We start from the raw sequence: 24925 nt of genomic DNA on the forward strand, positions 1-24925 counted from the left end.
AACAATATAAAATGGCAAGACGTTATCTTACATATTGCAAAGTGTTTTTGGTGCTGGTAATGTTGTCAGTTCCTTTGGCCGTATCGGCCCAACAGGATTCACAATATACCCAGTACATGTACAACACGCACACGGTCAACCCTGCCTATGCGGGCAACCGGGGCATGCTGTCGCTGTATGGGCTGTACAGAGCCCAATGGGTAGGACTGGAAGGCGCACCGACCACGATGAATTTTTCCGTCAACAGCCCGGTGGGCAAGCAAGGTGTAGGGCTTGGGCTAAGCTTTGTCAGGGACGAGATAGGCCCGTCCATAGAGAACAACCTAGCGGTGGATTTTTCCTATACCATACAGACCTCCCGCAATACCAAGCTGTCGTTCGGCCTCAAAGGTGGGGTCAACAACTTGGAGGTGGACTATACAAAACTGAACCAAGAGGCCCCAGAATCAGTATTTGAAAACAATGTAAGCCGGTTTTCTCCCATGATAGGGGTTGGAGCTTACTTTCACGGTAGCGATCGTTGGTACGTGGGGCTTTCGTCTCCCAACTTGTTAAAGACCGAGCATTATGGCGAAGATGTGCAGCGTTCCGAGGTGACCGAAGAAATACACGCCTACCTGATTGGGGGATATGTGTTCGATTTGGGCGATAGCGCCAAGTTCAAACCGGCAGTGTTGGTAAAAAGCGTTACGGGGGCACCCTTGGCTTTGGATCTGTCTGCCAATTTCCTGTTCAACGAAAAGTTCACCCTGGGGGCAGCATACCGCTTGGATGCTGCGGTAAGTGCCTTGGCTGGTTTTCAGGTGTCGGATCAGCTCATGATAGGTTATGCCTATGATTATGACACCACAGACCTAGGTAATTACAATTCGGGTTCACATGAAATCTTTTTGAGGTTTGAACTGAAAACCAGTGTGCGAAGAACGGTTAATCCGAGGTTTTTTTAATGGTAAAATTTGAACAAAATGAGACATAAGTACAGAAGATATATTGCATTACTTTTTTTCAGTTTTATGTTAATGGGGAGTTACTCCCAGGAACGGAAAATGCAGAAAGCTTATAAAAAATACAACCAGCTGGCTTTTATCAATGCCTCGGAGATCTATGAAGAAGTAGCCCAAAAAGGATACAGGTCGGCAGAACTTTTCAAGAAGCTGGGCAATACCTATTATTTCAATGCCCGGTACCAGGAAGCCTCTAAATGGTATGGCGAATTGTTTGGAATGGAAGAAACAGTGGAAGGTGTTTACTACCTGCGATATGCCCAGACCCTGAAAGCCACAGGAAAGGACAAACAGGCTCGGGAGTTTTTTGACACCTATATAGAAAAGGCTGGTATTGAGAAAGAGGGATTGCTTACTGCTTCCGATTACCTGAAGATCATTGAAAAGAATTCGGGCAGGTATGATATGGAAACCTTGCCTTTCAATACAGATGGTATCGATTTTGGGGTTGCTATTGGCAATGGGAAATTACTTTTTGCATCTACCCGCGATACGGGTACGGTACTAAAACGTAAAAGTGCCTGGGACGGCCTTACGTTTTTGGATCTGTACGAAGTACCCGTAAACGATAATGGAGAATACGGGGATATTAAAAAACTGGAAGGGGGTGTAAATACCCGTTTCCATGAGTCCTCTCCCTGTATAACCCGGGATGGGAAAACGATGTACTTTACCCGGAACAATACCACCCCGGGGATGACCAAGGAAAAGGATCAGACGAAACATTTAAAGATATACCGTGCTAGTTTTAAAGAGGGGAGATGGGGGAATATAGAAGACCTGTCGATCAATGGAGACCATTACTCAACGGCACATCCTGCCCTGAGTCCTGCTGAAGACAAGCTGTATTTTATATCGGATCGTCCGGAGGCCATAGGAGCCACCGATATCTTTATGACAGCGATTCATGCTGATGGGAGTCTGGGGAAAGTAGAGAACCTGGGAGAGAAGATCAATACAAAAGGCAGGGAATCTTTTCCCTATGTAACAGCAAGGAATGAGTTGTACTTTTCTTCAGACGGGCATTTCGGTTTGGGAGGCTATGATGTGTTTTATGTGCAGTTCAAAAACAATGGTCCCGGAAACCTGATCAATACCGGCAGGCCTGTAAACTCGGAAATGGACGATTTTGCTTTTACGATCGATACGGAAACCCATAAAGGATATGTGAGCTCAAACAGGCCTGAAGGTAAGGGCTATGACGACATCTATGCATTTACGGAGCACAAGGATATCAGAGACTTGCTCCGGAGTCGTATTTACGGACAGGTGAGGGACAAAGACACCAAAGAGCCATTGGCGGGCAGTATCATTACCCTGCTTGATCATGAAACGGGAGCAGAAGAAATAACAACACATACCGATTCTTTAGGGAACTATGAAGTGGAGACAGACAGGTTTGTTTCGTATCGCGTAAGAGCTTCCAGGGAACAGTATAGTACCGATGAGACCTTTGCCCCGGAGGGAAAAGAAGAACAGGAACTCAATTTTGAGCTCAAACGCAATGAGTACGACCTGTTGGAAGGCGACAATCTGGCCGTGATGCTGGGCATAAAAGACATTTACTTTGACTTTGATAAATGGAACATCAGACCAGATGCCGAGGTAGAGCTGCAGAAGATATTGGTCGTGATGAAGAAATATCCTCAATTGAGGATAGACATCCGTTCACATACCGACAGTAGAGGGGATGATGCCTACAACCTGCTTTTGTCAGATAGGAGGGCTAGGTCAACTATGCAATATCTGATTGATAGAGGCATAGCTTTGGGCAGGCTATCGTCCAAAGGATATGGAGAATCGGAATTGTTGAACAAATGTGTCAACGGGATAAAATGCTCCGAAGAAGAGCATCAGCAGAACAGGCGAAGTGAGTTTATTGCGAGCAAGTTATAAGTAAAACAGGATGGATATATCAACAATATAAAGCGGAATATATGAATTAACATGAGTTTCCCCAAGATAAATATTTTCGCTAATTTTTCTATAGTGAGGGTATACAATTCGGAGACACCGATCTTACACTGTACTTTTGAAAAAGAACTGGAGGAAAGATCAAAGAATCTCCAGGGGATTTTTACGCTGGACATATCAAAAACCAAATCGGAAATATTTAATGATCTTGAAAAATTATTTTGAATGGACTGCATACATGTAAAAGGATCAATAGGAATATAATGATTCCGTTATGATTACACCCAAGCCTGCCCTGGCAATACAGTCAACTGTTATTTCAAACTTTTGGTTGTGCCGGCATGAGCAAATGAGAGAAATCTGTGAACAGATAATATTTTTGTTCTTATTGTTAAGATTTCTCCGTTGCTCTGCAGGATTCATCGAAATGACATCTTTTGCGAATCCGTCTTAAAAGGAGAAGTAATTTCCTAAATGGAGAAAGGTCCTTTTTGGCGGGGATCGGAAAAAATATTACCTACCACAGGATAAAAATTATTGAGAAAGTGGTTTCCTGATCACCCTAAAACAAGTTAACGGGGACAGGGTTGTAGTATACCACTAAAAACGAGTTAAAGTGATCATAGAGCAACGGACGAAACTGGCTCTTCGTCAAATTTGGGGAAATAGTGGGTTTATAAATATAGGGTAGATCCTATTTCATTCGTATATGATAAGCTTTCAAGAAATGTTGATCGAATTTGATAAAATCAATGGTACAATCTAAAACATAATCATTTATGAAAGAAAATTTTTCATTTTTTTTACGTATTAATTTACATAAAATGAGTAATTTGCATATATCTCCCTCTAAGCATACTTTCATTAATACCAACAGGATTGTTTTTTCTAGTACCAACACTTCTCTTTGGTTTAGGCTTCAAAAAAGCAATATTAATTTCTAAAAAAAGAAGTATGAAAGCACCTGATCACATTACCAGTCGATTAATCTATCCTTATCCCTTTCTTAAAAACCCCTTGGCGGAAAAAGCACAAAAACATGTCGAGGATTTCCTTATCGATATTGAATATCGGGAACTGGGCTATCAAGAGAATGTACTAAAATCCTTTAAAGGTACCAAGACCGCGTATATTGCCGGTTGGTGGTTTCCCACGGTGAGTTATGAAAGACTCTTGGTATTGAGCCGTTTCATGACCTGGACCATGGCTCATGACGACATTTTCGAGCAGCGTAGCGAATCCCGAGTCAAAGAGGCCGCCGAAGAGGTCGTAGCGATTTTAAAAGGCCAGATGATGCCACATGAGACGGATTATATATTAGGCGGCCAACTATACCGTCTGAGGCGGGGGCTACTTTACTATATGTCTGAAAAGGCCGTTGCACATTTTGCCGATATGGTGGATTTTTACATGCAAGGTGTAGCCATGGAAAGTAAATACCGCAATGGCGGTGTGTGGCCCACTGCGGAAGAGGTGATCCGTGTCCGCTCGCAATCCATCTGCATGCGCCCATTTTATGCCTTGTTGCCGGTGGAGATGAAGGTTGAACTGCCTGAAGAAATCCTTTCGCACCCGGACATTGTAAAACTGGAATTATTGGCTGGTAACGCTATAGCCCGATACAATGATGCAGAATCCTATTTTAAGGACTTGGACAATGAGGAAGGAAAATACCTTAACCTATTAACGGTCATGATGCATCACAACAATTGGACTGAGGAAGAGGCCGTCGAGGAACTGATTAAGATTTTTAATGAGCATAACCGTGAGTTTCGAGAGTTACAATTTTCGTTGCCAGATTTTGGCGATGAATGGAACGAGCATGTGGGCAATTATGTGAACTATGTTTCCATGACCGCTACGGGTTGGAAACGGTGTTCTTTCTATGAATTGAAACGGTACAGTTATGGCGGGTGGGTAGCCTCACCCGATTACCTGGAGATAGAGGACAATTTTAGGGAACGTTCAAAGGTAAAAAAGACCAATTAAAGGTTTTCTTTCAGTATTTTATTGGCACAGGGGTCAATTCTATACTACATATATGTTGGAAGTGCTCTTTCAGGAAAATCCCAAAAAGAACGAGCCACAAGAAGATTTCTTTGAATTTGAACAATGTGGTACTGATTACAGAAAATGAAGAACTGAACCACTACCGAAATCGTTATGAAGAAGTTCAGCAACAATTCCATTCCGTAAAATATGATTTGGAAAAAATCATTGACAAGAGCACTTATGTAAGAGGCAATTTTGGAGGCGGTTATTTAAAACTGGATTTTGAGCAAAGATGGATTTAAAATCCTTAAAAAGGAAGTCCCTAAACAGAACATGCAATATTCCCATGAAGATTTATATTGTGAATTCTGCAAGTATTCATAAAGACATTGAAATTATTTTTAATTAAGAAATAGCCTTAGTTAATATTATGCTTTTAAATAATCCATGAATCCCAATATTAAGAACATTCTTTACATGTTCCCGTTAAAACACAATTCACATTTTCAACCAAGTATTCATCTGGAATTGAAAAATTAACTTCAACCGGGAGGCATTCTATAGTTTCACATTTAATACACCTAAAATGAAAATGGTGTAATGGTTTTTGATTTTCATCACACTTAACACATAAGGCAAAATACTGTTTACCATCTTCAGCAACAACTCTGTGTAAAACTCCGTCATTGCAAAAGCGATTTAAAATACGATAGATAGTAGCCCTGTTTATATCAATATCAATCTTCTGCTCAATCGCATCTTGACTCATTGCTTTTCCTGTCTTCGCCAAAACATCTAAAACAGCTTCTTTTGTAGGTGTGTTTCTCCTTTTCATTTATTAATGCGATTTATTCGTAATAAATTACTGCGATACTATTGCAATAATACAAAATAATAATATATTTGCTAAACAAACTAATGCGATATAATTGCATTAATGACTAGAAGAGAAGTAATCAAGCAAGAAAGTGCAGTTGCTTTGGCTATTACTTTGCCTATTTCAATAACCAGTTTCACAAAATTTAATGTTATGGAAAAAAATGAAAATTTTGAAGTGATTATTGTTGGCGGAAGTTATGCAGGGCTTTCCGCAGCCATGACTTTAGGTCGCTCTTTGCGAAATGTGCTAATTATTGATAGTGGAAAGCCCTGTAATAGACAAACACCTCATTCACATAACTTCTTAACACAAGATGGTAAAACACCAAAAGAAATTTCTACCATTGCCAAGCAGCAAGTTGAACAATACAACACAGTTTCTTTTCTAAAAGACGTTGCAATTAAGGGGCGAAAGATTCCTTCAGGTTTTAAAATTAAAACAGAAACTGGTAAGGTATTTACAGCAAAAAAATTAATTTTTGCCACAGGGGTTAAGGACATAATGCATAGCATAAAGGGGTTTTCGGACTGCTGGGGAATTTCTGTAATACACTGCCCCTATTGCCACGGCTATGAACACAAAGCTGTAAAAACAGCAATTATAGCCAATGGAGAAAGAGCATTTCATGTTGCTCCTTTGGTCAATAACCTTACCAATGATTTGACCATTTTGACCAATGATAGAATGGATTTTGAAGAATCACAATTAAAAAAACTCGAAAAGCATAATATTGCAGTAATCGAAAAGGAAATATCGGAAATAGAACATCAAAATGGTTATCTCAAAAAAATAGTTTTCAAGGATGGTAGTAAAGAAAATTTCCTTGCAGCCTATGCGTTGATTCCATTTGAGCAGCATACTTCCATTCCAATTGAAATAGGATGTGAATTGACCGAGCAAGGTCATATCAAAGTAGATTTTCTACAGCAAACCACCGTTGATGGTATTTTCGCCTGTGGAGATAATTCCAGTCCAATGCGATCGGTAGCTTATGCAGTAGCAACCGGAAATATAGCGGGGGCCATGGTTAATAAAGAATTATCCGATGAACAATTTTAAGTAAGGTTAACTATGATTGAAGTTTTCATGACAAATATTCCCAATAAAAATCAAGCAGTTGACATTATAACAACTCTTGAGAATAATTTTCCGACATTGAAGATTAGCTTTGATATAGAACGAACAATCATCAATTACCCTTACGATCATAGCATACTCAGGGTTGAGGGAAATACTATTGAGGTGGAAGATTTTATGTCGGCAATTAATAAGTTAGGCTTTGAATGTGATATCTTATAAGATAAAATTTGTAATACGATGGCAGAATTTTGGGAGTCAAATTTTAAAGAAAAGCAGGAAATGTGGGGCTTGAAACCTGCTAAATCGGCTATTTTGTCGAAAGACTTTTTTATTAAAAAAAATGTAAAAAATATTCTTATTCCTGGTGTGGGTTATGGGCGAAACGCCCAAATATTTAAGGACAATGGATTTGATGTAACAGGTATAGAAATATCCAAAACCGCTATTGAGTTGGCAAGAAAACATTATGGAACTGATATGACCATTTACCACGGTTCTGTAATCGATATGCCTTTTGACTCCAGAAAATACGAAGGAATTTTTTGCTATGCATTAATTCACTTAATGGCCAAAGAAGAAAGAGAAAAACTAATCCTTAACTGTTATAACCAACTAACCGAAAACGGTTATATGGTTTTTACAGCTATAACAAAAGAAGCACCAAATTTTGGCAAAGGAAAACGTATTAGTAAAGACCGTTATGAGTTTCACGAAGGAGCAAAGCTATTTTATTACGACAAAGAATCAGTGCAAGAAGAATTTGGTGAAACAGGACTTTTTGAAATCACAGAAATTAACGAAAGTCAACCATTCTACTTGATAAAATGTAAAAAAGGCAAAACCAAATTATGAGTAACATAAAAACAAACAGATGAAAATTAAAAACAATACCATAGACCTCATAGCACTTTCAAGCTCACTAATTTGTGCGGTACATTGTGCGACAATACCTGTAGTGCTTTCATTTTCCTCCTTGAGTAGTTTGCATTTTTTGGAAAACCCATATATTGAATGGACATTTATAAGTTTTGGTCTTGTCTTTGTCCTAACTTCTCTGTGGCCGAGCTACAAAAAAGTTCACCACAAAGCAAAACCTTTGCTATATGCTGCATTGGGATTTTTATTTATTGCATTGGGCAGACTTAACTTAACAGAATTATGGGAAATTAGCAATACAGTCATAGGCGCTTCTTTAGTGGCTCTAGCCCATTATCTAAACTGGAAATTATTACGGACTAAAGGCAATCACAAACATTAGATTTTATTAACATAACCTTTGGTTTATTTTAGTAAGTTTGTGTCTAATGAAAAATGGTCGGTTAAAAAATAGCATTACTTCTCTTTTCCTTGTCCTTTTCATTTCGATGAAAATGACAGGGCTTCATGTGTTGTCCCATACAAACGACAAAGACCATGCAATTCATTGTACTATTTGTGACCATGCCATTACGCATAATTTAACTCCGGCACTTACTCCTGATTTACAGGATTTCACAATTGAAAATACTGAACCAATTGTTCAGGGAGAGATAACCAAAAACTACAATTTTATTGCCTTAAGCAACCTTGCTTCTGGCCAGCTTTTTTCTCGACCCCCTCCTTCTTTATTATAGTTTCATTTGCAATTTTAATAAGTAGAGAAAAAGTTAAAATTCCATATTATTTGTTTTCGCATTAGTCTTTAAGAAGCAATTTAATTTCCTCAAGGATAAAAGTTGAAACTTATACTAATTATTGGATTTTAATAAGTTAGGTGTTCATTATTGTACTTCTACATAATATGAACACGGGATTCAATTGATATTTTAAATTCTCTAAGATAGTTCGTCTTTCAAGGTTTTTATGGGAATAATCCTGCATAGACTTTTGTACTTCAAAATGTTGGCTATCACTTTACTTCTTGCTTTTGATATAAAACACATATTGTCAATGTAAAACCCTAAACATAATGTTTATTTCATAAATAATAAACTGAATAAATGAAGAAACTCCCAGTAACAGTATTAAGTGGCTTTCTAGGTGCTGGAAAAACCACATTACTAAACCATATACTACACAACAAAGAAGGCTTAAAAGTAGCCATAATTGTCAATGATATGAGCAAAGTGAATATTGATGCCCAATTCATTGAAAGTGAGAACACACTCTCCAGAACCGAAGAAAAACTAGTCGAAATGTCCAACGGTTGTATCTGCTGTACATTGCGAGAAGATCTTATGGTAGAGGTGGAAAAACTAGCTGCCCAAAACAAATTTGATTATTTATTGATAGAAAGTACGGGAATCAGCGAGCCTATTCCAGTTGCCCAGACCTTTACCTTTGAAAGCGAAGACGGCGCTATAGATTTAAGTCGTTTCAGTTATATAGATACTATGGTAACGGTAGTAGATGCCTTTAATTTCTTAAAAGACTTTTCCAGTTCCGATTATCTTACCACAAGGGCACTTACAGACATGGAGGGTGACAATAGAACCATTGTTAATTTACTCACCGATCAAATTGAATTTGCCAACGTTATCATCATTAACAAAATGGATTTAGTAACAAAAGAACAGTTTAAAGAGCTTCAAGCCGTCATTCACAAACTAAATCCAGAAGCTCGTATTATTCCTGCCAATGAATCAAAGGTTGAACTGAATAATGTTATCAATACAGGTCTGTTTGATTACGAAAAAGCAGAAGCCTCTGCCGGTTGGATAAAAGAACTTGAAAACGAGCATACCCCTGAAACCGAAGAATATGGCATAAGTTCCTTTGTTTTTAGGAGTAAAAAACCGTTTCATCCCGATCGCTTTTTAAAGTACCTCAATACAAGTTTCCCACAGAACATTATTAGGAGCAAAGGATTGTTTTGGCTAGCATCTAGACCAAACCAAGCATTGGTATGGAGTACGGCTGGAGGTTCCTTTAAAGCCGATAATGCAGGGGTTTGGTGGGCTTCTATGCCTTATGGGGAACGAATTGGCTATACTGCTTTTATTGAAAACAAAGACCAAATTGAATCTGGTTGGAATCCCCTATTCGGAGACAGAAAAATAGAATTGGTCTTTATTGGGCAACATCTAGAAAAAGAAGAAATCATAGCGCAACTGAATGATTGTCTACTTACAGATAAGGAAATACAATTATGGAAAAACCAAATATTCTCTCAAGAAGACCAATGGCCCATACCAAGATAAAAATATAAGATCCTACAAGATTTAAGATGGTACAAACAGATAATATTACATTTCATTATAAAAAAAGGGAACGTACTTTCAACTTCCCAAACATAGCTTTAAAGGAGCAGGAAAATTTACTCATTTTAGGTAAATCAGGAATAGGAAAAACAACCCTTCTACATCTTTTGGCCGGCCTGTTAAAACCTGTCAGTGGAATGGTAGTAATTGATGGAGTACCCATCAATTTGCTATCTCATTCGCAATTGGATAAATTCAGGGGACAAAATATCGGGCTTGTATTTCAAAAGAGTCATGCAGTTAGATCGTTGAACGTTTTTGAGAATTTACAGGCACGTCTTTTTTTTAGCAGAAAATCCATTAACAATACTGCAATTGATGCTTTATTGGAACAATTAGATTTGAACGATTATAAAAAAAACAAGGTAAATGAACTTAGTGAAGGGCAATTACAACGGTTGAACATCGCTTTATCCGTAATACATACCCCACAAGTTATTTTGGCTGATGAACCTACCTCCAATTTAGATGATGAGAACTGTAAAATTGTCATTGAACTGCTCATAAAGCAAGCCAAGCGAACCAATGCCAATCTAATTGTCATAACCCATGACCATAGGATCAAATCATCATTTTCAAATTCAATTACATTATGACTATTGGGAAGATCAGCTTACAAAATATAAAGTCCAAACCATTGTATACTTTTTTAAGTGTCTTCATTTTAGCATTAAGTATAGCGCTTCTTTTAGGAATCCAACAATTGGAGGCTTCTTTTAAGTACCAAATGGAAAATAACTTAGGTGATATTGATTTGGTTATTGGTGCCAAAGGAAGTCCGTTACAGTTGGTTTTGGCTTCCGTGCTACATTTGGACAGCCCAACAGGGAATATCTTATATGAAGATGCAAAAAAAATAAGTAAAAATCCCTTGATAAAGACTGCCGTACCTATCTCTTATGGAGATAATTATAAAGGCTATAGGATTGTAGGAACGACCGATAAATTTGCACCCCTTTACAATGCCAAATTGGAAAAAGGGCGTGCAGTAAAAAAGTCTATGGAAGTCATACTTGGTCATACCGTGGCAGAACAACTGCACCTTAACATAGGAGACACTTTCTTAAGTTCCCATGGATTGGTTGAAAATAATGTTCATATGCATTCCGAGCACCTAACAGTAGTGGGGATATTAAACCCCACCCAAAAAGTAATAGATCGCCTGATTATTACCAATTTAGAAAGTGTATGGGATGTTCATCATCACGATGATAATGAAGCGCATGAAAAAGAGGAAAATCACGCGGAGCATCATGAAGAGCTTGATGAAGGAAAGGAAATAACCTCACTGTTGATTTCTTTTAGAAATCCTTCGGCCCTTTTAACGCTTCCCAGAAGAATCAATGAACATACCAACATGCAGGCGGCATTACCAAAATATGAATTGGACAGATTATATCAATATACCGGAGTTGGGGTTAAAACAATTTCTTGGATTGCTTATATGATCCTTATTATTTCTTGTATGACCATTTTTATCAGTCTTTATAAAATGGTAAAGGAACGCGCCTTTGATCTGGCACTTTTGCGTACCTATGGCGCCAGTAATTTTCAATTGATACGAATGGTTGTTTATGAAGGACTAGCAATCGCATTCCTCGCTTTCATACTAGGGTTTATGTTATCAAAAGCAGGGCTCTATTTTATGTTGAAAATTGTAGAAACTAACTATAAGCAAAACATACTTCAAGCGCTACCATTTCAGGAATTCACACAAACAGGAGCATTGGTGTTTGTAATGATAGTATTCTCTGTTTCACTAGCCATATATCCAATTATAAAAATGAACATATCAACTATTTTGAGCAATGAAAAATAAAATTCTAATTACTCTTATTCTTCTATCCTGGTCTGTATGTTTTAGCCAACAGAAGATAACTTGGGAAGATTTGGCACAAGTAAAATTCACGGAGAAATTTTTTCCTGCTTATGGGGAGTCCTTTTTATACCCAAAGTTTTTGCCCTCTGTAAAGTCTTTGGAAGGAAAGCAGGTATCCATTACCGGTTATTTCTTAAGCATAGACCCTCGGGAAAAATTATATATCCTATCCAAAGGGCCTATGTCTTCTTGTTTTTTCTGCGGAGTTGGTGGCCCTGAAACCGCCATAGAATTACAATTTACCTCCAAGCAAACCTTTAAAACAGATGCTATAGTAACTATTACAGGAACATTAAAGCTAAATGCTGATGATGTGGAGCATTTTAATTACATCCTAACGGGATGTAAAGGACAATTGATTAATTAAATAAAAATATTCATAACGTAACCCTATCAAAATGAACAGAAGAAAATTTTTTAAAAACGGATCACTACTCACATTAGGAACAACCCTTCTAAACCCTTTCAGCAGTATTGCCAGCAATATTCAATACGAAACTGGAGATAGAAACAAAAAAGCAAAGAACATTATCATAATTATCAGTGATGGAATGAGTATTGGTACCTTGAATATGACGGACCTATACCTTTCAAGAAAGACAGGGAAATGCTCTAACTGGTTACAATTATACAAAGATAATAAGGTTAGCAGAGCCTTAATGGATATGGCTTCCGCCAGCTCCATTGTTACAGATTCTGCTGCTGCAAGCTCATCTTGGGGAGGAGGAATGCGCATTAATAATGGGGCATTGAATGTAAGTAAAAATGGAGAAGAATATCTTCCTATTTGGCAAAAATTCAAACAAGCGGGTAAAAAGGCAGGTTGCGTTACCACCGTTCCTATTACCCATGCTACTCCAGCTGGTTTTTGTATAAATTCCAAATCTAGAAATGCCCAAGAAAAAATAGCAGAAAGGTATTTGGAACAAAAATTTGACGTGATGATGGGCGGTGGCGACAATTATTTTTCCCCTGAAAAGAGAAAGGATAAAAAGGATATGTACCAAGCTTTTGTATCCCAAGGCTATGAAATCGTTAAAACAAGAGACGAAATGTTTTCTGCCCCTATTGATAAGCCAATTTTGGGAGTGTTTGAAGATGATGGACTACCATATTCGGTGGATAGACAAAACAATAAAGAGTTACTTCAAAAAGGCCCCACACTTGCTGAAATGACCCAAAAAGCAATCCATACCATGAGAGATCACCCTCATGGTTTTGTTTTACAAGTAGAAGCAGGAAAAGTGGACTGGGCTGCACATGGTAACGATATTGCTGGGCTTATTTATGATCAAGCGGCTCATGACGAGGCCATACAAGTAGCCATGGATTTTGCGAACCAAGACGAACAAACACTGGTTATTATAACAACAGATCATGGCAATGCCAATCCAGGGGTTATTTATGGAAAAGAGGCAAATGCTAATTTTGATTCCATTCAGCAATATAAACATACCAATGAATGGATCTTAAAAGGTATTGGAAAAGAAACTTCTATATCCCAAATAAAAGAAAGGGTACACTATGCCAACAATTTTGTCCTTACTGACGAAGAATCCAAACTACTGTTAAGCTATTATACCGACCTGCAGACAGAAGATGGGCTTTACAACCCCAAGCACCTTCCATTTAAGGTTTTGGCTGAAATACAGCAACAACATAATTCTGTGGGTTGGATAAGTATGCAGCATTCGGCAGATTATGTGGAATTGGCTCTATATGGCCCTGGAAGCCATCTCTTAAAACCTTTCATTACAAATACTGACTTGCATTATCTCATGCTTGAAGCTGCTGAGGTAGATAACAAATTTTAAAACAAACCCAACCCTTTATTCAATTACGGGAAGCAAAAAGTCTATACATATTTTAATAATTCAACTATAATTATGGCATCTCATATCAAAACAACTGTAGCCTTACCTTTTTTAGGACATCGCTAAATTCATAAAATTATCATTTTTTAATTTAGTAGGTTTATTCTGTATTACATATTAATATTTTTAATAAGTTTATAATCAACTTGAAAAAGAAATATCTTTTCCGGTAAAAGGGGCTACCTTGGGTATGGTTCCAAACTATGGCGGTATTATTGAACTAGATGACTCAAATCCTCAATACAAAGTTGAGCTTCATTTTTACAAAAGTTTTTTGAACAACGTTTATTCAGTTCAATTAGTTTATTTGAACAATCAAATGACAATTAAAAGAGATGAAGAATATTTAGGGGATTTCATTGGTGCAGGGGTAGAAAAATTGGTGGTTTCACCTATGAAAGGTTATTATAATAAAGAATTTGAATTGGTCGAGGACTTCCTTAATTGTAAATTTACTAATTCTATTTTCCTTCCCTATTCGGTAGAAAAGCTGAGATTAAAAAATTTGGAGATTACCTATCATGATAAACCAGATTGCCAAATAGGAGAAGCTTTCTTTTCCAAGGGAATGCCAAATAATTTTTATTGGGACAAAATTCCCAATATTGTCGGAAATGAAAATTATAAATTAAAAGAATTACAATGAACGAAGTTAAACGTTTTCTAGTTTTATCAATTGTAATTAATTTTATAATACTGAACATTATCTATGCTCAAAATGGTTTAATTGGAAAATGGATAGAATTAAAGGACAGTATTACGACTACTTATCCAGCGATTAATGTTCTTGAATTTACTAAGGATAAAATAATTCAATATGATTTTAATAAGCCTATTGATTCAATTAAATATACTTTAAATGGGGATGTCATAAGTAATGGAAATAATTATAAAACCTATCGGATAATAAAAGATAACAATTTAGAATTGACCGGAAAAGCCAGTTTTAATGGCAACGACACTATATTAACCAGCAAATTATTACGAATAGAAAAAACAATATCACCTGATTCCAAAAACAATATAAGCACAAAATCAATTGAGCTAAATTGGAATAACCAATTAAATATCTTAAACTTTTTAGTTTCTTCAATCAATCCGGCATTTAAAATTTCAAGGTTTAAATTATGTAAGTCAGTTAAGTTGGAAGAATTGGACTCAATGTTTTTCATCTCAATATACTGCTATAATATCAGGGAATATGTCTTTCCTATTAAACAGGTTCGGCAAAATGAGATAGTCCTATACATACATGACAACAAAGAAATTAAAGCAAGATTTTTAGAATAATTAAAGGGACGGTGAAGAAAGAGACAGTGACGGAAAGAATTGCCCAATTATGGAAGCATAACAAGTGTAAGTACCCCCTAGATCGGCTACAGTTTAGGTTTTGTGGAATCCCTTCCCAACTGAAGGCCCAAACTTTGTCCCATGGTACCGACCCGTGCATATCCAAAAACCATATTCTTAAAGTTTAAATAATTGTTAGAATGTAGACTATTTATTTAGTACGGGGAAATAAATTTTATGAAAATAGTGAACCTGTTTGCCACTGAAAGTTCAATAAAACGGTGGTTTAATCAACACCTATCATGAAATGAAAAATCAATAAAAAAGCGAACAGAACAATGCGAAGTGCTGCAAGACCCAAATCTTGCCAAACTAATTTACTGAGCGAGGCAAATCATGACTGGAATAGTTCTTATCAAACATTTTTCCATTAAAAATGTGTTTATTTTAGAAATCCGTACTACTAGGGAAGCCTACAGTGGCAGGACTACCTTGCGGTTGTGGTGATCCTGATATTGGGGTTGTTGCTCAAGAAAATCCAAACACAGGCTCTCGCCTGCTTGTCTTTTTTGTTTTCGTTGCTCGAGTATTTTGTAGGATTACCTGACGGTGATCCTGATATTGGGGTTGTTGCTCAAGAAAATCCAAACACAGGCTCTCGCCTGCTTGTCTTTTTTATTTCCATCGCTTAAGTACTTGGCAGTACTATGCTCTGTAAATAAAAAATCCAACCACTTTCGTGATTGGATTTTCTTGGTCGGGGTGGCAGGATTCGAACCTGCGGCCTCCTGCTCCCAAAGCAGGCGCGATAACCGGGCTACGCTACACCCCGCGACATTTTGATTTCGTAGTGTAGTTTATCCCGAGCGAAGTCGAGGGGCTACACCCCGAAGAAACAGCTTACGCTGTTAAAAAATCAATATTTAAATACCAAATTCCAATGGCTTTTTAAAATACTTTTTCAGCAGGGAGAATTGATTGCATTTTTTGAGTAAAGTCCAAATAAAACCCCCATTTCTGAATAGCGGGCACAAAAGTATAATTCTTTTTGAAAAGAAGAAACATAAAGTTTACTTTTTTTAGGGTCGAGTGTAAAGACAATGTTTGGTAGCTATTTTTAGCTAATTGGAAAAGTATAAAATGAATTCTTACATAAGTCCGTTAACGTTTATTAACACCTTCATTTAAATGAATGTATTACTTTTATAAAAAACTAAGACAATGTTAAATAAAAACCACTCACTTTTAATCCTCTTGACTCTCATTATGTTTTCATGTGGACAAAATGGAAAAAATGGAGAGACCGCTGAAACAATTGAAGAACAGGAAACAGAAGCAAAATTAGAATATACTGTAGAAACAATTGTAAGCGACATCAATATTCCGTGGGGAATGGCCTTTTTGCCTGATGGAAGTATGTTGATTACCGAAAAAGCAGGGACGCTCTATCATTTTAAGGATGGTGATAAAACTGAAGTGAGCCACGACTTGACTGTTCATAACTACGGACAAGGAGGGTTTATGGATATAGAACTGCACCCCGATTATGCCGAAAACGGATGGATTTATTTTTCCTATGCTTCAAATGAAGGAGAAGGTGAAGGAGGGCATACGGCAATTGCAAGAGCCAAATTGGAAGGTGGTGCGTTGACCAATACCGAAGTTTTGTACAAGGCAACACCCAATACTACAAGAGGACAGCATTTTGGTTCGAGAATCGATTTTGACAACGATGGATATCTGTATTTTTCTATCGGAGAGCGCGGGGAAAGAGATGTGAATCCGCAGGACATTACCAGAGATGGTGGAAAAATTTACAGACTTTATGATGATGGACGAGTTCCAGACGACAATCCCTTTGTGGAAACGGAAAATGCAAAAACCGCAATCTACAGTTATGGACACCGGAATCCGCAGGGAATGCTAAAACACTACGAAACAGGCGCCATTTGGGTGCATGAACACGGTCCGCAAGGAGGAGATGAGATCAATATTATTAAAAAAGGAGCTAATTACGGTTGGCCGGTGATAAGCTACGGAGTCAATTACGACGGAACTTCATTTACTGACATTACCGAAAAAGAAGGAATGGAGCAACCGATTCATTATTGGGTACCGTCTATCGCACCGAGTGGGATGACTTTTGTGACTTCCGATGTGTATCCGCAGTGGAAAGGAGATTTACTTGTAGGATCCCTTAAATTTGGCTATTTGGAGCGTCTGATTATGGATGGGAATAATGTAGTAGAACGTGATAAACTGGTTGAAGGAGAAGGTAGGGTCCGAAATGTTAGACAAGGTCCGGATGGATATATTTATGTAGGTGTTGAAGGTACAGGTATCGTAAAAATTGTTCCAGAAAGCTGATGTAAATAGATTAAGATTTGATGAATTAAATAAAAAGCACTTAAAAACGTACCTTTTTAATATCTTTGTATTATGGAAACAGTAAACTATACAAATTTTCGTTCAAATCTAAAGCATTGGCTCGATAAGGTAGTCGATGATGTAAGCGACTTGATTATCAAGAGAAAAGGGGGTAAAGACCTTGTTCTTATATCTTTGGACGAATATAATTCATTGAAAGAGACTACTTACTTGTTAACAGGGAAAAACAGGGACATATTATTAAGCTCTATTAAAGAATTGGAAAGTGGCAAAGGCGTTCAAAATGAATTAATGGGAGAATGAAACTGACTTGGTCTTCAATCAGTTGGAATGATTATCTATATTGGCAAAAAACCGATAAGAAGATTGTAAAGCGTATCAATGAACTGATTAAAAGCTGTATGCGGATGCCTTTTGAAGGAATAGGGAAACCTGAAGCATTGAAAGGTGATTTGCAAGGATATTGGTCAAGACGAATAACATCTGAACACCGATTGGTTTATAAGTATCAGGAGGAAGAATTATTGATAGCATCTTGTCGTTACCATTACGGTAAATAAGAGGTTGAAAAATCCAAAGCACCAAATTCCCCTTATCACAAAGAGTGAATGAGTGAAAAATAAGTGCTGCGCGAACGTATCCCGACTTTGCGCAATGATAAAAGTAGAAAAGTCATAACCATCTTATTCTTATGTCAAACAAAAATCTACATAACCACCTAGTTACTTTATCACTTCATAACATGATAACAGCATAACTCCTCTCACTATATAACATTAACTTCACAAAAACAATTGTAAGGAACCATGTTATATATCTACATAAACCGGATAATGTAGGATAGCAACTTGTGGGAGTTTACCCATAATTTTGCATTAGGTTTTAAAAGATAAAAAGCATGGATGGAAGAATAACAAACAAAAAAGCATTGTTGGCATTGGCCATAGGTGGGTTTGGAATCGGGATGACAGAGTTTGTTATCATGGGGATCCTGCCCGATATAGCTACGGCTTTGAATATTACCATACCGCAGGCGGGGCATTTTATAGCGGCCTATGCTCTGGGGGTAGTGGTAGGCGCACCTTTGCTAACCGGAATTGGTAGTAAATGGGAGCCCCATAAAATGCTGTTATACCTCATGGTTTGGTTTACGGTTTTCAATACACTTTCTGCTTTTGCCAACAGCTATGAGCTGTTGTTGGTGTCCCGGTTTTTATCCGGATTGCCACACGGGGCCTTCTTCGGAATCGGAGCTGTAGTGGCGGGGAAACTCGCCAGGGAAGGAAAATCGGCCAAGGCGATTGCGACCATGTTTGCCGGACTTACGGTAGCCAATGTGATAGGAGTGCCGATTGGAACTTATGTGGGACACAATTTTCATTGGAGTGTTTCCTTTTTGATCGTTGGTGTGGTAGGGGTACTGACCATGTTGAGTATCTATTTTTGGATGCCGGTCATAGCCAAAGCTCCTTCGACTGGATTTAAAAATGATCTGAAAGTATTTAAAAGGATCGACTTTTTAGGTTTGGTACTACTTACAACGATAGGTACCGGCGGTTTCTTTGCCTGGTACAGTTATATTGCTCCTTTGGTGACCGATGTAGCGGGTCTAAGTGAAAATATTGTTGGATACATCATGGTTGTTGCCGGACTTGGTATGGTAGTGGGAAATTTCATAGGAGCTAAATTGGCTGAGGTATTTTCACCCCTGAGGGCGGTAATTATCAGTTTAACGGTGATGGTATCGTTATTGCTGATCAATGTTGTAGTAGCGCCATACGGTTATGCGATATTGGTAATGACTTTTGTCATTGGAATGGCTGCTTTTATGGTATCTACACCTATTCAAATGGCAATTATCAATAGCGCCAAAGGTTCTGAAATGCTTGGGTCTTCTACCAATCAAAGTGCCTTCAATATGGGGAATGCCTCCGGGGCTTATCTGGCGGGTTTACCGATTGCTTATGGTTATGAATTTACCTCTGCCAGTATTGTGGGGGCTGTTATGGCAGGTTCCGGGGTTTTGCTGGCTATCAGTATTGTCGCCTTTAGGAAGCGAAAAGCTAATCAGGCTGTTAAACGACAAATCGCTTTTCAGAATTAATAGTTAATCCTAAATCTAGGCATTAAATTTCCTGCTTGGAAATTATATAGCCCTTCAGGGTTTTGAACCCTTGAAGAGCTCATTTTTTTACGCTGTATAGGTGTTAGATTTGATTCACCAGATATTTTTTACATAAAAAAACATTGTTTTGGTACGGGTATAGGCTTATCTACGGCTTAACTCTGGGGTTGATAGGGGGGAACATATCCTTAACCATAAGATTAAGCAGGATTTTTCCTAATTAAATATAAGAAAATTCTTCAAAAATAAAATCTTAATTTTTTACGGTATTAAAAAGACTTAGTTGGACTTCACGGCAAAAAAAAGCAATTTGGGCAAATTCCTGTAATGGTGGAATAACCAGTTAATCAATCAAGGCTTTTTAGACACCCTTTTTAACGTTCCGCCCCGTCGTGAGGGATAGAGCGGCATGTTTGAGCTCTTCCCGACGACGCAGTGTCGGGAAAGCGAGTAGCGAAAGCCCGACCCAGACATTTATGGTCTGGGGCACGCCCCCAAAAAAGAATAATTTTTTTAGCCGATTGGGAAAAGTTTAAATGAGTTCAATATCTTTATCTTCGTAAAAAACGATTGATTTTGAATAAGAAACGTATTTTGATCACCGGAGCTGCCGGTTTTTTGGGTTCACACCTGTGCGACAGGTTTATGAAAGAGGGGATGTATGTTATTGGAATGGACAACCTGATTACCGGAGACCTTAAAAATATCGGACACCTACGAGGGGATGCCCGTTTTGAATTCATACATCACGATGTGACGACCTATGTGGATATTTCAGGGGATTTGGATTATATTCTTCATTTTGCTTCGCCTGCGAGTCCAATCGATTATCTGAAAATACCTATTCAAACCCTAAAAGTGGGGGCTTTGGGAACCCATAATCTACTGGGGCTCGCTAAAAATAAAAAAGCACGTATTTTGGTAGCGTCTACTTCGGAAGTGTATGGCGATCCGCTTGTACATCCTCAAAATGAAGAATACTACGGAAATGTGAATCCGGTTGGTCCCCGGGGGGTGTATGATGAAGCCAAACGCTTTATGGAGTCCATCACCATGGCCTATCATCGTTTTCACGGACTCGACACGCGCATTGCCAGAATCTTTAATACTTATGGTCCGAGAATGCGACTTAACGACGGACGGGTAATCCCGGCCTTTATCGGTCAGGCATTAAGGGGCGAAGACCTGACTGTTTTTGGTGATGGGAGCCAGACGCGTTCTTTCTGTTTTGTCGATGATCAGGTTGAAGGGATTTACCGCTTGCTGATGAGCGATTATCACCTACCGGTGAACATTGGGAATCCGAATGAAATTTCCATACGTGATTTTGCTGAAGAGATCGTTAAACTGACGGGAACCGATCAGAAAATAATTTATAAACCCTTACCGGAAGACGACCCACTACAGCGTCAACCGGACATCAGTAAAGCCAGGGAAGTTCTGGGCTGGGAGCCAAAAGTGTCCCGTGAAGAGGGGATGAAAAGTACCTATAAATACTTCAAAAACCTCCCAAAAGAAGAACTCTACAAAAAAGAACACCGGGATTTTTCTGATAGGAATAGAGGGTAGTGGCTGTATCGAATTATACTTTTGGAATTTGTTACCTTGTATGCCTACCTTTGTAGGCAGACAGGCTTGCCCTGAGGAAGTTGATTTTTAGAAAGGATTATCTCGATACTTTTTTAGAGTAGATTACCCCTGAACAGTTTGGATATCCTCAGTTTGTGTATAAAATTGGGATGAGATTATCAGGGGGGCTGAGAGCACGATCAAAATATAAACTAAAGTAGATAAATATGAAGAGTGAAACTCTTCAAGACGATTGTATGCCCAAATATTGGGTAATCGATACTAAAGTAAGGGTTTTGCCCAGAAGTTCGCTTCCCCAAGATGGAAGTGATTATTATTTTGTGAGATCTGTTGTTCTTGATAGCTCAAAAGACAATGCTATTGATAGGCTCAGACTGACACTTGAAGAAGACTTCATTTATATTGATGAAATTATTATCGCGGTCGATTACGAAAGTGAAAATTGGGACACTCATCTGGAAGATTTTGATATTAAAAACACCTTTGAATTAGTACAAGCAAGTGACGACATATATCTAGGTTGTTTTATCTCAGAATCAGCAATGTGGGATTCGGAATGGTGAAAACCAAATTGTTTGAACTTTATATGTATTGATTTGAAATCTTATGTCAAAACTTCCGTCCAACAAAATTCTCAACGCTTCATTCATCATTATGAATTTTTCATTTAACTTTGGCGTTTCATTGACGATCACTATATAAATTCAGAAAAATGAACATCCTTATCATAGGTTCAGGAGGGAGAGAACACACCCTAGCGTGGAAAATAGCACAAAGTCCGAAAACAACACAGCTTTTTGTAGCTCCGGGGAATGCTGGCACAGCAGAAATAGCAGTTAATGTTCCCGTAGGGGTAACCGATTTTCAAGCAATTAAAGAAGTGGTGTTGGACAAATCCATCGACATGGTTGTGGTTGGTCCTGAAGTTCCTTTGGTAGAAGGGGTACATGACTTTTTTCTGAATGACGATCAGCTAAAAAACATTCCTGTGATAGGACCGCAAAAAAGTGGTGCTATTTTGGAAGGGAGTAAGGAGTTTGCCAAAGAATTTATGATGCGTCACCAAATTCCGACGGCGGGATATCAAAGTTTTACTTCTGAAAACTTGGAAGAAGGCTATGCATTCCTTGAAACCCTTAAACCGCCTTATGTTTTGAAAGCAGATGGCTTGGCAGCCGGAAAAGGGGTGTTGATCCTCAACGATATCAACGAGGCCAAGGCAGAGTTGAAGAAGATGTTGGTCGATGCTAAATTCGGTAGTGCCAGTACCAAGGTGGTGATCGAAGAGTTTTTAAGCGGCATCGAACTAAGTGTCTTTGTGCTCACCGATGGTAAAAACTACCTTACCCTCCCTACAGCCAAAGATTATAAACGAATAGGCGAAGGAGATACCGGATTAAATACCGGTGGTATGGGAGCCATTTCCCCGGTGCCGTTTGCCGATGCTACTTTTATGGATAAAGTGGAAAATCGTATCGTAAGACCAACTATTGAAGGTTTTCAAAAGGATGGGATTCCCTACAAAGGTTTTGTGTTTATCGGACTCATAAAAGTGGACGACGAACCTTATGTGATTGAATACAACGTCCGAATGGGTGATCCGGAAACCGAAGTGGTCATCCCTCGTGTTAAAAATGATATGGTGACATTGCTTGAAGCTGTAGCTGATGGATCTTTGGATAAAGTCACTTTAGAAGTAGATGAACGAGCAGCAACAACCGTGGTAGCCGTATCTGGTGGCTATCCCGAAGCTTATGAAAAAGGAAAGGAAATTTCCGGTTTTGAAGCGGTAGAGGATTCTATTGTCTTTCATGCAGGAACACAGCTAAAAGAAGGTAAAGTAGTGACTTCCGGCGGACGTGTACTGGCGATAACATCCTTTGGAGATGACTTTAGGGAAGCGTTGGAAACCTCCTATAGGAGCCTTGAAAAGCTTTCATTTGATAAAATGTATTACAGAAAAGACCTCGGTTTCGATTTATAAACTTCATCTTTCCTTTATTTTTTTACGCAAAGACTGCAGGGACGACCACGCAAAGCTTTTTAAGGAGTCTTGGCGTTCTTTGCGCAATTTTTCTTATTTTGCTTTGCGAGAAACAAGCAATTAATGAAGGAAAACGATATTTCATTTAAGGTAATTGGAACTTGATACAAATCAATCAACCACTCAAACATGACGAAGTTAAAAAGTAACGTCAGGTCGAGTGCCCTGTGGAATATTGCGAAGCAATGGAATTCCATAGGGTGTATCGAGACCCTTTGTTTGAATGCTTCTCGATACATTTTTTATTTCGCAGAGCTTCATAAAAAATACTCGAAGTGACGGGTTTTGGTGAAATTATCAGTGAACCCCCTAAATTTTTATTTATGGATTTGAATGATAATGTTTTAGATGGTTTTCAGTTTTTGAAAAAAAGACTGTTGGTATTGCTCATTTTTTTGAGTTTTAACACAGCCTTCGCTTCCTATATCCTGATTCCGATGGATGCTGAAACACAGCAAGATCACCTTAAGGCCTACGGAATTACCTATTGGGTTCTACAAAAGAATGAAAAAGTAAAATGGCTCCTTAACTACAGAGGGGGTGCTTTTTTATTTCCCGATACGGAAATCATCAGAAAAGAATGCCAAATACGAGGGGTGTCTTTTGAGGTGCTTTCTGATTCCAAAACGGAAAGTATCCTGGAAGAAATAAGCAGTCCGTCAAAAAACCAGGAATCCGTTATCCTTGAAAAAGCCCCGAAAATTGCGGTCTATTCTCCCAAAGGGAATCAACCTTGGGACGATGCGGTAACGATGGTGCTTACCTATGCCGAAATTCCCTATGATGTTGTTTATGACAGGGAAGTGATGGAAGACAAACTGTTGCTATACGACTGGCTTCACCTTCACCACGAGGATTTTACGGGACAATACGGAAAGTTTTATGGAGCCTATCGTGCGATGCCTTGGTATATTGAAGAAAAAAAGGCGGCTGAGGCCTTGGCAACCGATTTGGGTTATGAAAAGGTGTCACAGGAAAAACTGGATGTAGCCTTAAAGATTAAAAATTATGTGGTGGGTGGCGGTTTTATGTTTGCCATGTGTTCGGCTACTGATAGTTTTGATATTGCACTGGCAGCCGAGGGAACGGATATCTGCGAACCTATGTTCGACGGTGATCCTGCTGCTCCCAATTATCAGGCGCAGTTGGACTTTTCAAAAACCTTTGCTTTTCAGGATTTTATATTGGAACGGAATCCGCTTACTTACGAATTTTCCTCCATAGATATGACGGCAAAAAGACGAAGTGTAAAACGGGAAACGGATTATTTTACACTGATGGAATTCTCGGCAAAATGGGATCCTGTTCCTACCATGCTGTGTCAGAATCATACGGCTTTAGTCAAAGGATTTATGGGGCAAACAACGGCTTATGACCCTACTTTGATTCGCCCTACGGTGTTGGTGATGGCCGAAAATAAGGTTAATGGTGAGGCACGTTATATTCATGGCATCAAAGGGAAAGGCTTTTTTACCTTTTATGGCGGACACGATCCGGAGGATTATCAGCATAGAGTAGGGGACCCTAAAACAGAATTGGCTTTACACCCGAACTCACCCGGATATCGCCTTATTTTGAATAATGTGCTCTTTCCGGCAGCAAAAAAGAAAAAACAAAAAACATGAA

Annotated in this window: 25 protein-coding genes and 1 tRNA gene; 24 read left to right on the top strand and 2 right to left on the bottom strand. The window is 38.4% G+C overall.

All coding sequences use genetic code 11. From position 1 onward, the window contains the following. Positions 1-11: 11 nt before the first annotated feature. The 4 genes from OOZ15_RS00285 to OOZ15_RS00300 all read left to right on the top strand — a co-directional run bounded on the left by OOZ15_RS00285 (position 12) and on the right by OOZ15_RS00300 (position 5212). Positions 12-947 carry a PorP/SprF family type IX secretion system membrane protein gene (locus tag OOZ15_RS00285; RefSeq protein ID WP_265953621.1) on the top strand — a complete coding sequence of 312 codons (936 nt, stop codon included), beginning with the start codon at positions 12-14 and terminating at the stop codon, positions 945-947. 18 nt (positions 948-965) lie between these two features. Further along, positions 966-2900 carry an OmpA family protein gene (locus tag OOZ15_RS00290; RefSeq protein ID WP_265953622.1) on the top strand — a complete coding sequence of 645 codons (1935 nt, stop codon included), beginning with the start codon at positions 966-968 and terminating at the stop codon, positions 2898-2900. 972 nt (positions 2901-3872) lie between these two features. Next, entirely contained in the window at positions 3873-4907 is a 1035-nt protein-coding gene (locus OOZ15_RS00295) for a terpene synthase family protein (protein WP_265953624.1), read from the top strand. Between the two features lie 110 nt (positions 4908-5017). After that, the gene (locus OOZ15_RS00300; RefSeq protein ID WP_265953625.1) at positions 5018-5212 is read left to right on the top strand and encodes a hypothetical protein; all 195 of its coding nucleotides are present in this window, start codon (positions 5018-5020) and stop codon (positions 5210-5212) included. A 158-nt stretch (positions 5213-5370) separates the two neighbouring features. Here OOZ15_RS00300 and OOZ15_RS00305 read toward each other — a convergent pair whose 3' ends face one another. Continuing rightward, a complete protein-coding gene (locus OOZ15_RS00305) occupies positions 5371-5745 on the bottom strand; it encodes a Fur family transcriptional regulator (protein ID WP_265953626.1) in 375 nt (124 codons plus the stop codon). 195 nt (positions 5746-5940) lie between these two features. On the opposite strand from OOZ15_RS00305, the gene OOZ15_RS00310 reads away from it, so the two are divergent. From OOZ15_RS00310 to OOZ15_RS00365, 12 genes are all read left to right on the top strand, one after another. Next, on the top strand, positions 5941-6849 hold the full coding sequence (locus OOZ15_RS00310; protein ID WP_265954073.1) for an NAD(P)/FAD-dependent oxidoreductase: 909 nt from the start codon (positions 5941-5943) through the stop codon (positions 6847-6849). Between the two features lie 12 nt (positions 6850-6861). Beyond that, positions 6862-7089 carry a hypothetical protein gene (locus tag OOZ15_RS00315; RefSeq protein ID WP_265953627.1) on the top strand — a complete coding sequence of 76 codons (228 nt, stop codon included), beginning with the start codon at positions 6862-6864 and terminating at the stop codon, positions 7087-7089. 18 nt (positions 7090-7107) lie between these two features. Then, the gene (locus OOZ15_RS00320; RefSeq protein WP_265953628.1) at positions 7108-7722 is read left to right on the top strand and encodes a class I SAM-dependent methyltransferase; all 615 of its coding nucleotides are present in this window, start codon (positions 7108-7110) and stop codon (positions 7720-7722) included. Between the two features lie 19 nt (positions 7723-7741). Further along, positions 7742-8128 carry a MerC domain-containing protein gene (locus OOZ15_RS00325; protein ID WP_265953630.1) on the top strand — a complete coding sequence of 129 codons (387 nt, stop codon included), beginning with the start codon at positions 7742-7744 and terminating at the stop codon, positions 8126-8128. Between the two features lie 46 nt (positions 8129-8174). Beyond that, positions 8175-8483, top strand: coding sequence for a hypothetical protein (locus OOZ15_RS00330; RefSeq protein ID WP_265953631.1), 309 nt, complete (start codon positions 8175-8177; stop codon positions 8481-8483). A gap of 366 nt (positions 8484-8849) precedes the next feature. Beyond that, a complete protein-coding gene (locus OOZ15_RS00335) occupies positions 8850-10049 on the top strand; it encodes a GTP-binding protein (protein ID WP_265953632.1) in 1200 nt (399 codons plus the stop codon). Positions 10050-10075: 26 nt separating this feature from the next. Beyond that, positions 10076-10705, top strand: coding sequence for an ABC transporter ATP-binding protein (locus OOZ15_RS00340; protein ID WP_265953633.1), 630 nt, complete (start codon positions 10076-10078; stop codon positions 10703-10705). Further along, complete coding sequence (locus OOZ15_RS00345) at positions 10702-11928, top strand: ABC transporter permease (RefSeq protein WP_265953634.1); 1227 nt, start codon at positions 10702-10704, stop codon at positions 11926-11928. The genes OOZ15_RS00340 and OOZ15_RS00345 overlap by 4 nt, the downstream gene beginning before the upstream one ends. Further along, a complete protein-coding gene (locus OOZ15_RS00350; RefSeq protein ID WP_265953636.1) occupies positions 11918-12355 on the top strand; it encodes a hypothetical protein in 438 nt (145 codons plus the stop codon). Before OOZ15_RS00345 ends, OOZ15_RS00350 begins: the two co-directional genes overlap by 11 nt. A 31-nt stretch (positions 12356-12386) precedes the next feature. Next, entirely contained in the window at positions 12387-13802 is a 1416-nt protein-coding gene (locus tag OOZ15_RS00355) for an alkaline phosphatase (RefSeq protein WP_265953638.1), read from the top strand. A 250-nt stretch (positions 13803-14052) separates the two neighbouring features. Then, positions 14053-14508, top strand: coding sequence for a hypothetical protein (locus OOZ15_RS00360; protein ID WP_265953640.1), 456 nt, complete (start codon positions 14053-14055; stop codon positions 14506-14508). Beyond that, positions 14505-15152, top strand: coding sequence for a hypothetical protein (locus OOZ15_RS00365; protein ID WP_265953642.1), 648 nt, complete (start codon positions 14505-14507; stop codon positions 15150-15152). Before OOZ15_RS00360 ends, OOZ15_RS00365 begins: the two co-directional genes overlap by 4 nt. 754 nt (positions 15153-15906) lie before the next feature. Here OOZ15_RS00365 and OOZ15_RS00370 read toward each other — a convergent pair. Then, positions 15907-15984 (bottom strand) — tRNA-Pro (locus OOZ15_RS00370). Between the two features lie 389 nt (positions 15985-16373). Between OOZ15_RS00370 and OOZ15_RS00375 the strand changes: the two genes are divergently transcribed. The 8 genes from OOZ15_RS00375 to OOZ15_RS00410 all read left to right on the top strand — a co-directional run bounded on the left by OOZ15_RS00375 (position 16374) and on the right by OOZ15_RS00410 (position 24924). Then, positions 16374-17519, top strand: coding sequence for a PQQ-dependent sugar dehydrogenase (locus OOZ15_RS00375; RefSeq protein ID WP_265953644.1), 1146 nt, complete (start codon positions 16374-16376; stop codon positions 17517-17519). Between the two features lie 72 nt (positions 17520-17591). Then, on the top strand, positions 17592-17843 hold the full coding sequence (locus OOZ15_RS00380; RefSeq protein ID WP_265953646.1) for a type II toxin-antitoxin system Phd/YefM family antitoxin: 252 nt from the start codon (positions 17592-17594) through the stop codon (positions 17841-17843). Then, positions 17840-18100, top strand: coding sequence for a Txe/YoeB family addiction module toxin (locus tag OOZ15_RS00385; RefSeq protein ID WP_265953648.1), 261 nt, complete (start codon positions 17840-17842; stop codon positions 18098-18100). The genes OOZ15_RS00380 and OOZ15_RS00385 overlap by 4 nt, the downstream gene beginning before the upstream one ends. A gap of 338 nt (positions 18101-18438) precedes the next feature. Then, positions 18439-19644, top strand: a complete 1206-nt coding sequence (locus tag OOZ15_RS00390) for an MFS transporter (protein WP_265953650.1) — start codon at positions 18439-18441, stop codon at positions 19642-19644. A gap of 597 nt (positions 19645-20241) precedes the next feature. Next, complete coding sequence (locus OOZ15_RS00395) at positions 20242-21234, top strand: UDP-glucuronic acid decarboxylase family protein (protein ID WP_265953652.1); 993 nt, start codon at positions 20242-20244, stop codon at positions 21232-21234. A 227-nt stretch (positions 21235-21461) separates the two neighbouring features. Then, positions 21462-21818 carry a hypothetical protein gene (locus OOZ15_RS00400; protein ID WP_265953653.1) on the top strand — a complete coding sequence of 119 codons (357 nt, stop codon included), beginning with the start codon at positions 21462-21464 and terminating at the stop codon, positions 21816-21818. Positions 21819-21967: 149 nt separating this feature from the next. Next, positions 21968-23239: a phosphoribosylamine--glycine ligase gene (gene purD / locus OOZ15_RS00405; RefSeq protein ID WP_265953655.1), complete on the top strand. Its 1272-nt coding sequence runs from the start codon at positions 21968-21970 to the stop codon at positions 23237-23239. Between the two features lie 383 nt (positions 23240-23622). Next, entirely contained in the window at positions 23623-24924 is a 1302-nt protein-coding gene (locus OOZ15_RS00410; RefSeq protein ID WP_265953657.1) for an asparagine synthetase B, read from the top strand. Position 24925: the final 1 nt, after the last annotated feature.

The organism is Galbibacter kalidii (assembly GCF_026241135.1).
Taxonomy (GTDB): Bacteria; Bacteroidota; Bacteroidia; order Flavobacteriales; family Flavobacteriaceae; genus Galbibacter.

What these genes read in the sequence shown, in the direction of transcription:
- OOZ15_RS00285 (WP_265953621.1), top strand. Translation starts at nt 12, where the DNA reads ATGGCAAGACGTTATCTTACATATTGCAAAGTGTTTTTGGTGCTGGTA.
- OOZ15_RS00290 (WP_265953622.1), top strand. Translation starts at nt 966, where the DNA reads ATGAGACATAAGTACAGAAGATATATTGCATTACTTTTTTTCAGTTTT.
- OOZ15_RS00295 (WP_265953624.1), top strand. Translation starts at nt 3,873, where the DNA reads ATGAAAGCACCTGATCACATTACCAGTCGATTAATCTATCCTTATCCC.
- OOZ15_RS00305 (WP_265953626.1), bottom strand. Translation starts at nt 5,745, where the DNA reads ATGAAAAGGAGAAACACACCTACAAAAGAAGCTGTTTTAGATGTTTTG.
- OOZ15_RS00310 (WP_265954073.1), top strand. Translation starts at nt 5,941, where the DNA reads ATGGAAAAAAATGAAAATTTTGAAGTGATTATTGTTGGCGGAAGTTAT.
- OOZ15_RS00315 (WP_265953627.1), top strand. Translation starts at nt 6,862, where the DNA reads ATGATTGAAGTTTTCATGACAAATATTCCCAATAAAAATCAAGCAGTT.
- OOZ15_RS00320 (WP_265953628.1), top strand. Translation starts at nt 7,108, where the DNA reads ATGGCAGAATTTTGGGAGTCAAATTTTAAAGAAAAGCAGGAAATGTGG.
- OOZ15_RS00325 (WP_265953630.1), top strand. Translation starts at nt 7,742, where the DNA reads ATGAAAATTAAAAACAATACCATAGACCTCATAGCACTTTCAAGCTCA.
- OOZ15_RS00330 (WP_265953631.1), top strand. Translation starts at nt 8,175, where the DNA reads ATGAAAAATGGTCGGTTAAAAAATAGCATTACTTCTCTTTTCCTTGTC.
- OOZ15_RS00335 (WP_265953632.1), top strand. Translation starts at nt 8,850, where the DNA reads ATGAAGAAACTCCCAGTAACAGTATTAAGTGGCTTTCTAGGTGCTGGA.
- OOZ15_RS00340 (WP_265953633.1), top strand. Translation starts at nt 10,076, where the DNA reads ATGGTACAAACAGATAATATTACATTTCATTATAAAAAAAGGGAACGT.
- OOZ15_RS00345 (WP_265953634.1), top strand. Translation starts at nt 10,702, where the DNA reads ATGACTATTGGGAAGATCAGCTTACAAAATATAAAGTCCAAACCATTG.
- OOZ15_RS00350 (WP_265953636.1), top strand. Translation starts at nt 11,918, where the DNA reads ATGAAAAATAAAATTCTAATTACTCTTATTCTTCTATCCTGGTCTGTA.
- OOZ15_RS00355 (WP_265953638.1), top strand. Translation starts at nt 12,387, where the DNA reads ATGAACAGAAGAAAATTTTTTAAAAACGGATCACTACTCACATTAGGA.
- OOZ15_RS00360 (WP_265953640.1), top strand. Translation starts at nt 14,053, where the DNA reads ATGGTTCCAAACTATGGCGGTATTATTGAACTAGATGACTCAAATCCT.
- OOZ15_RS00365 (WP_265953642.1), top strand. Translation starts at nt 14,505, where the DNA reads ATGAACGAAGTTAAACGTTTTCTAGTTTTATCAATTGTAATTAATTTT.
- OOZ15_RS00375 (WP_265953644.1), top strand. Translation starts at nt 16,374, where the DNA reads ATGTTAAATAAAAACCACTCACTTTTAATCCTCTTGACTCTCATTATG.
- OOZ15_RS00380 (WP_265953646.1), top strand. Translation starts at nt 17,592, where the DNA reads ATGGAAACAGTAAACTATACAAATTTTCGTTCAAATCTAAAGCATTGG.
- OOZ15_RS00385 (WP_265953648.1), top strand. Translation starts at nt 17,840, where the DNA reads ATGAAACTGACTTGGTCTTCAATCAGTTGGAATGATTATCTATATTGG.
- OOZ15_RS00390 (WP_265953650.1), top strand. Translation starts at nt 18,439, where the DNA reads ATGGATGGAAGAATAACAAACAAAAAAGCATTGTTGGCATTGGCCATA.
- OOZ15_RS00400 (WP_265953653.1), top strand. Translation starts at nt 21,462, where the DNA reads ATGAAGAGTGAAACTCTTCAAGACGATTGTATGCCCAAATATTGGGTA.
- purD (WP_265953655.1), top strand. Translation starts at nt 21,968, where the DNA reads ATGAACATCCTTATCATAGGTTCAGGAGGGAGAGAACACACCCTAGCG.
- OOZ15_RS00410 (WP_265953657.1), top strand. Translation starts at nt 23,623, where the DNA reads ATGGATTTGAATGATAATGTTTTAGATGGTTTTCAGTTTTTGAAAAAA.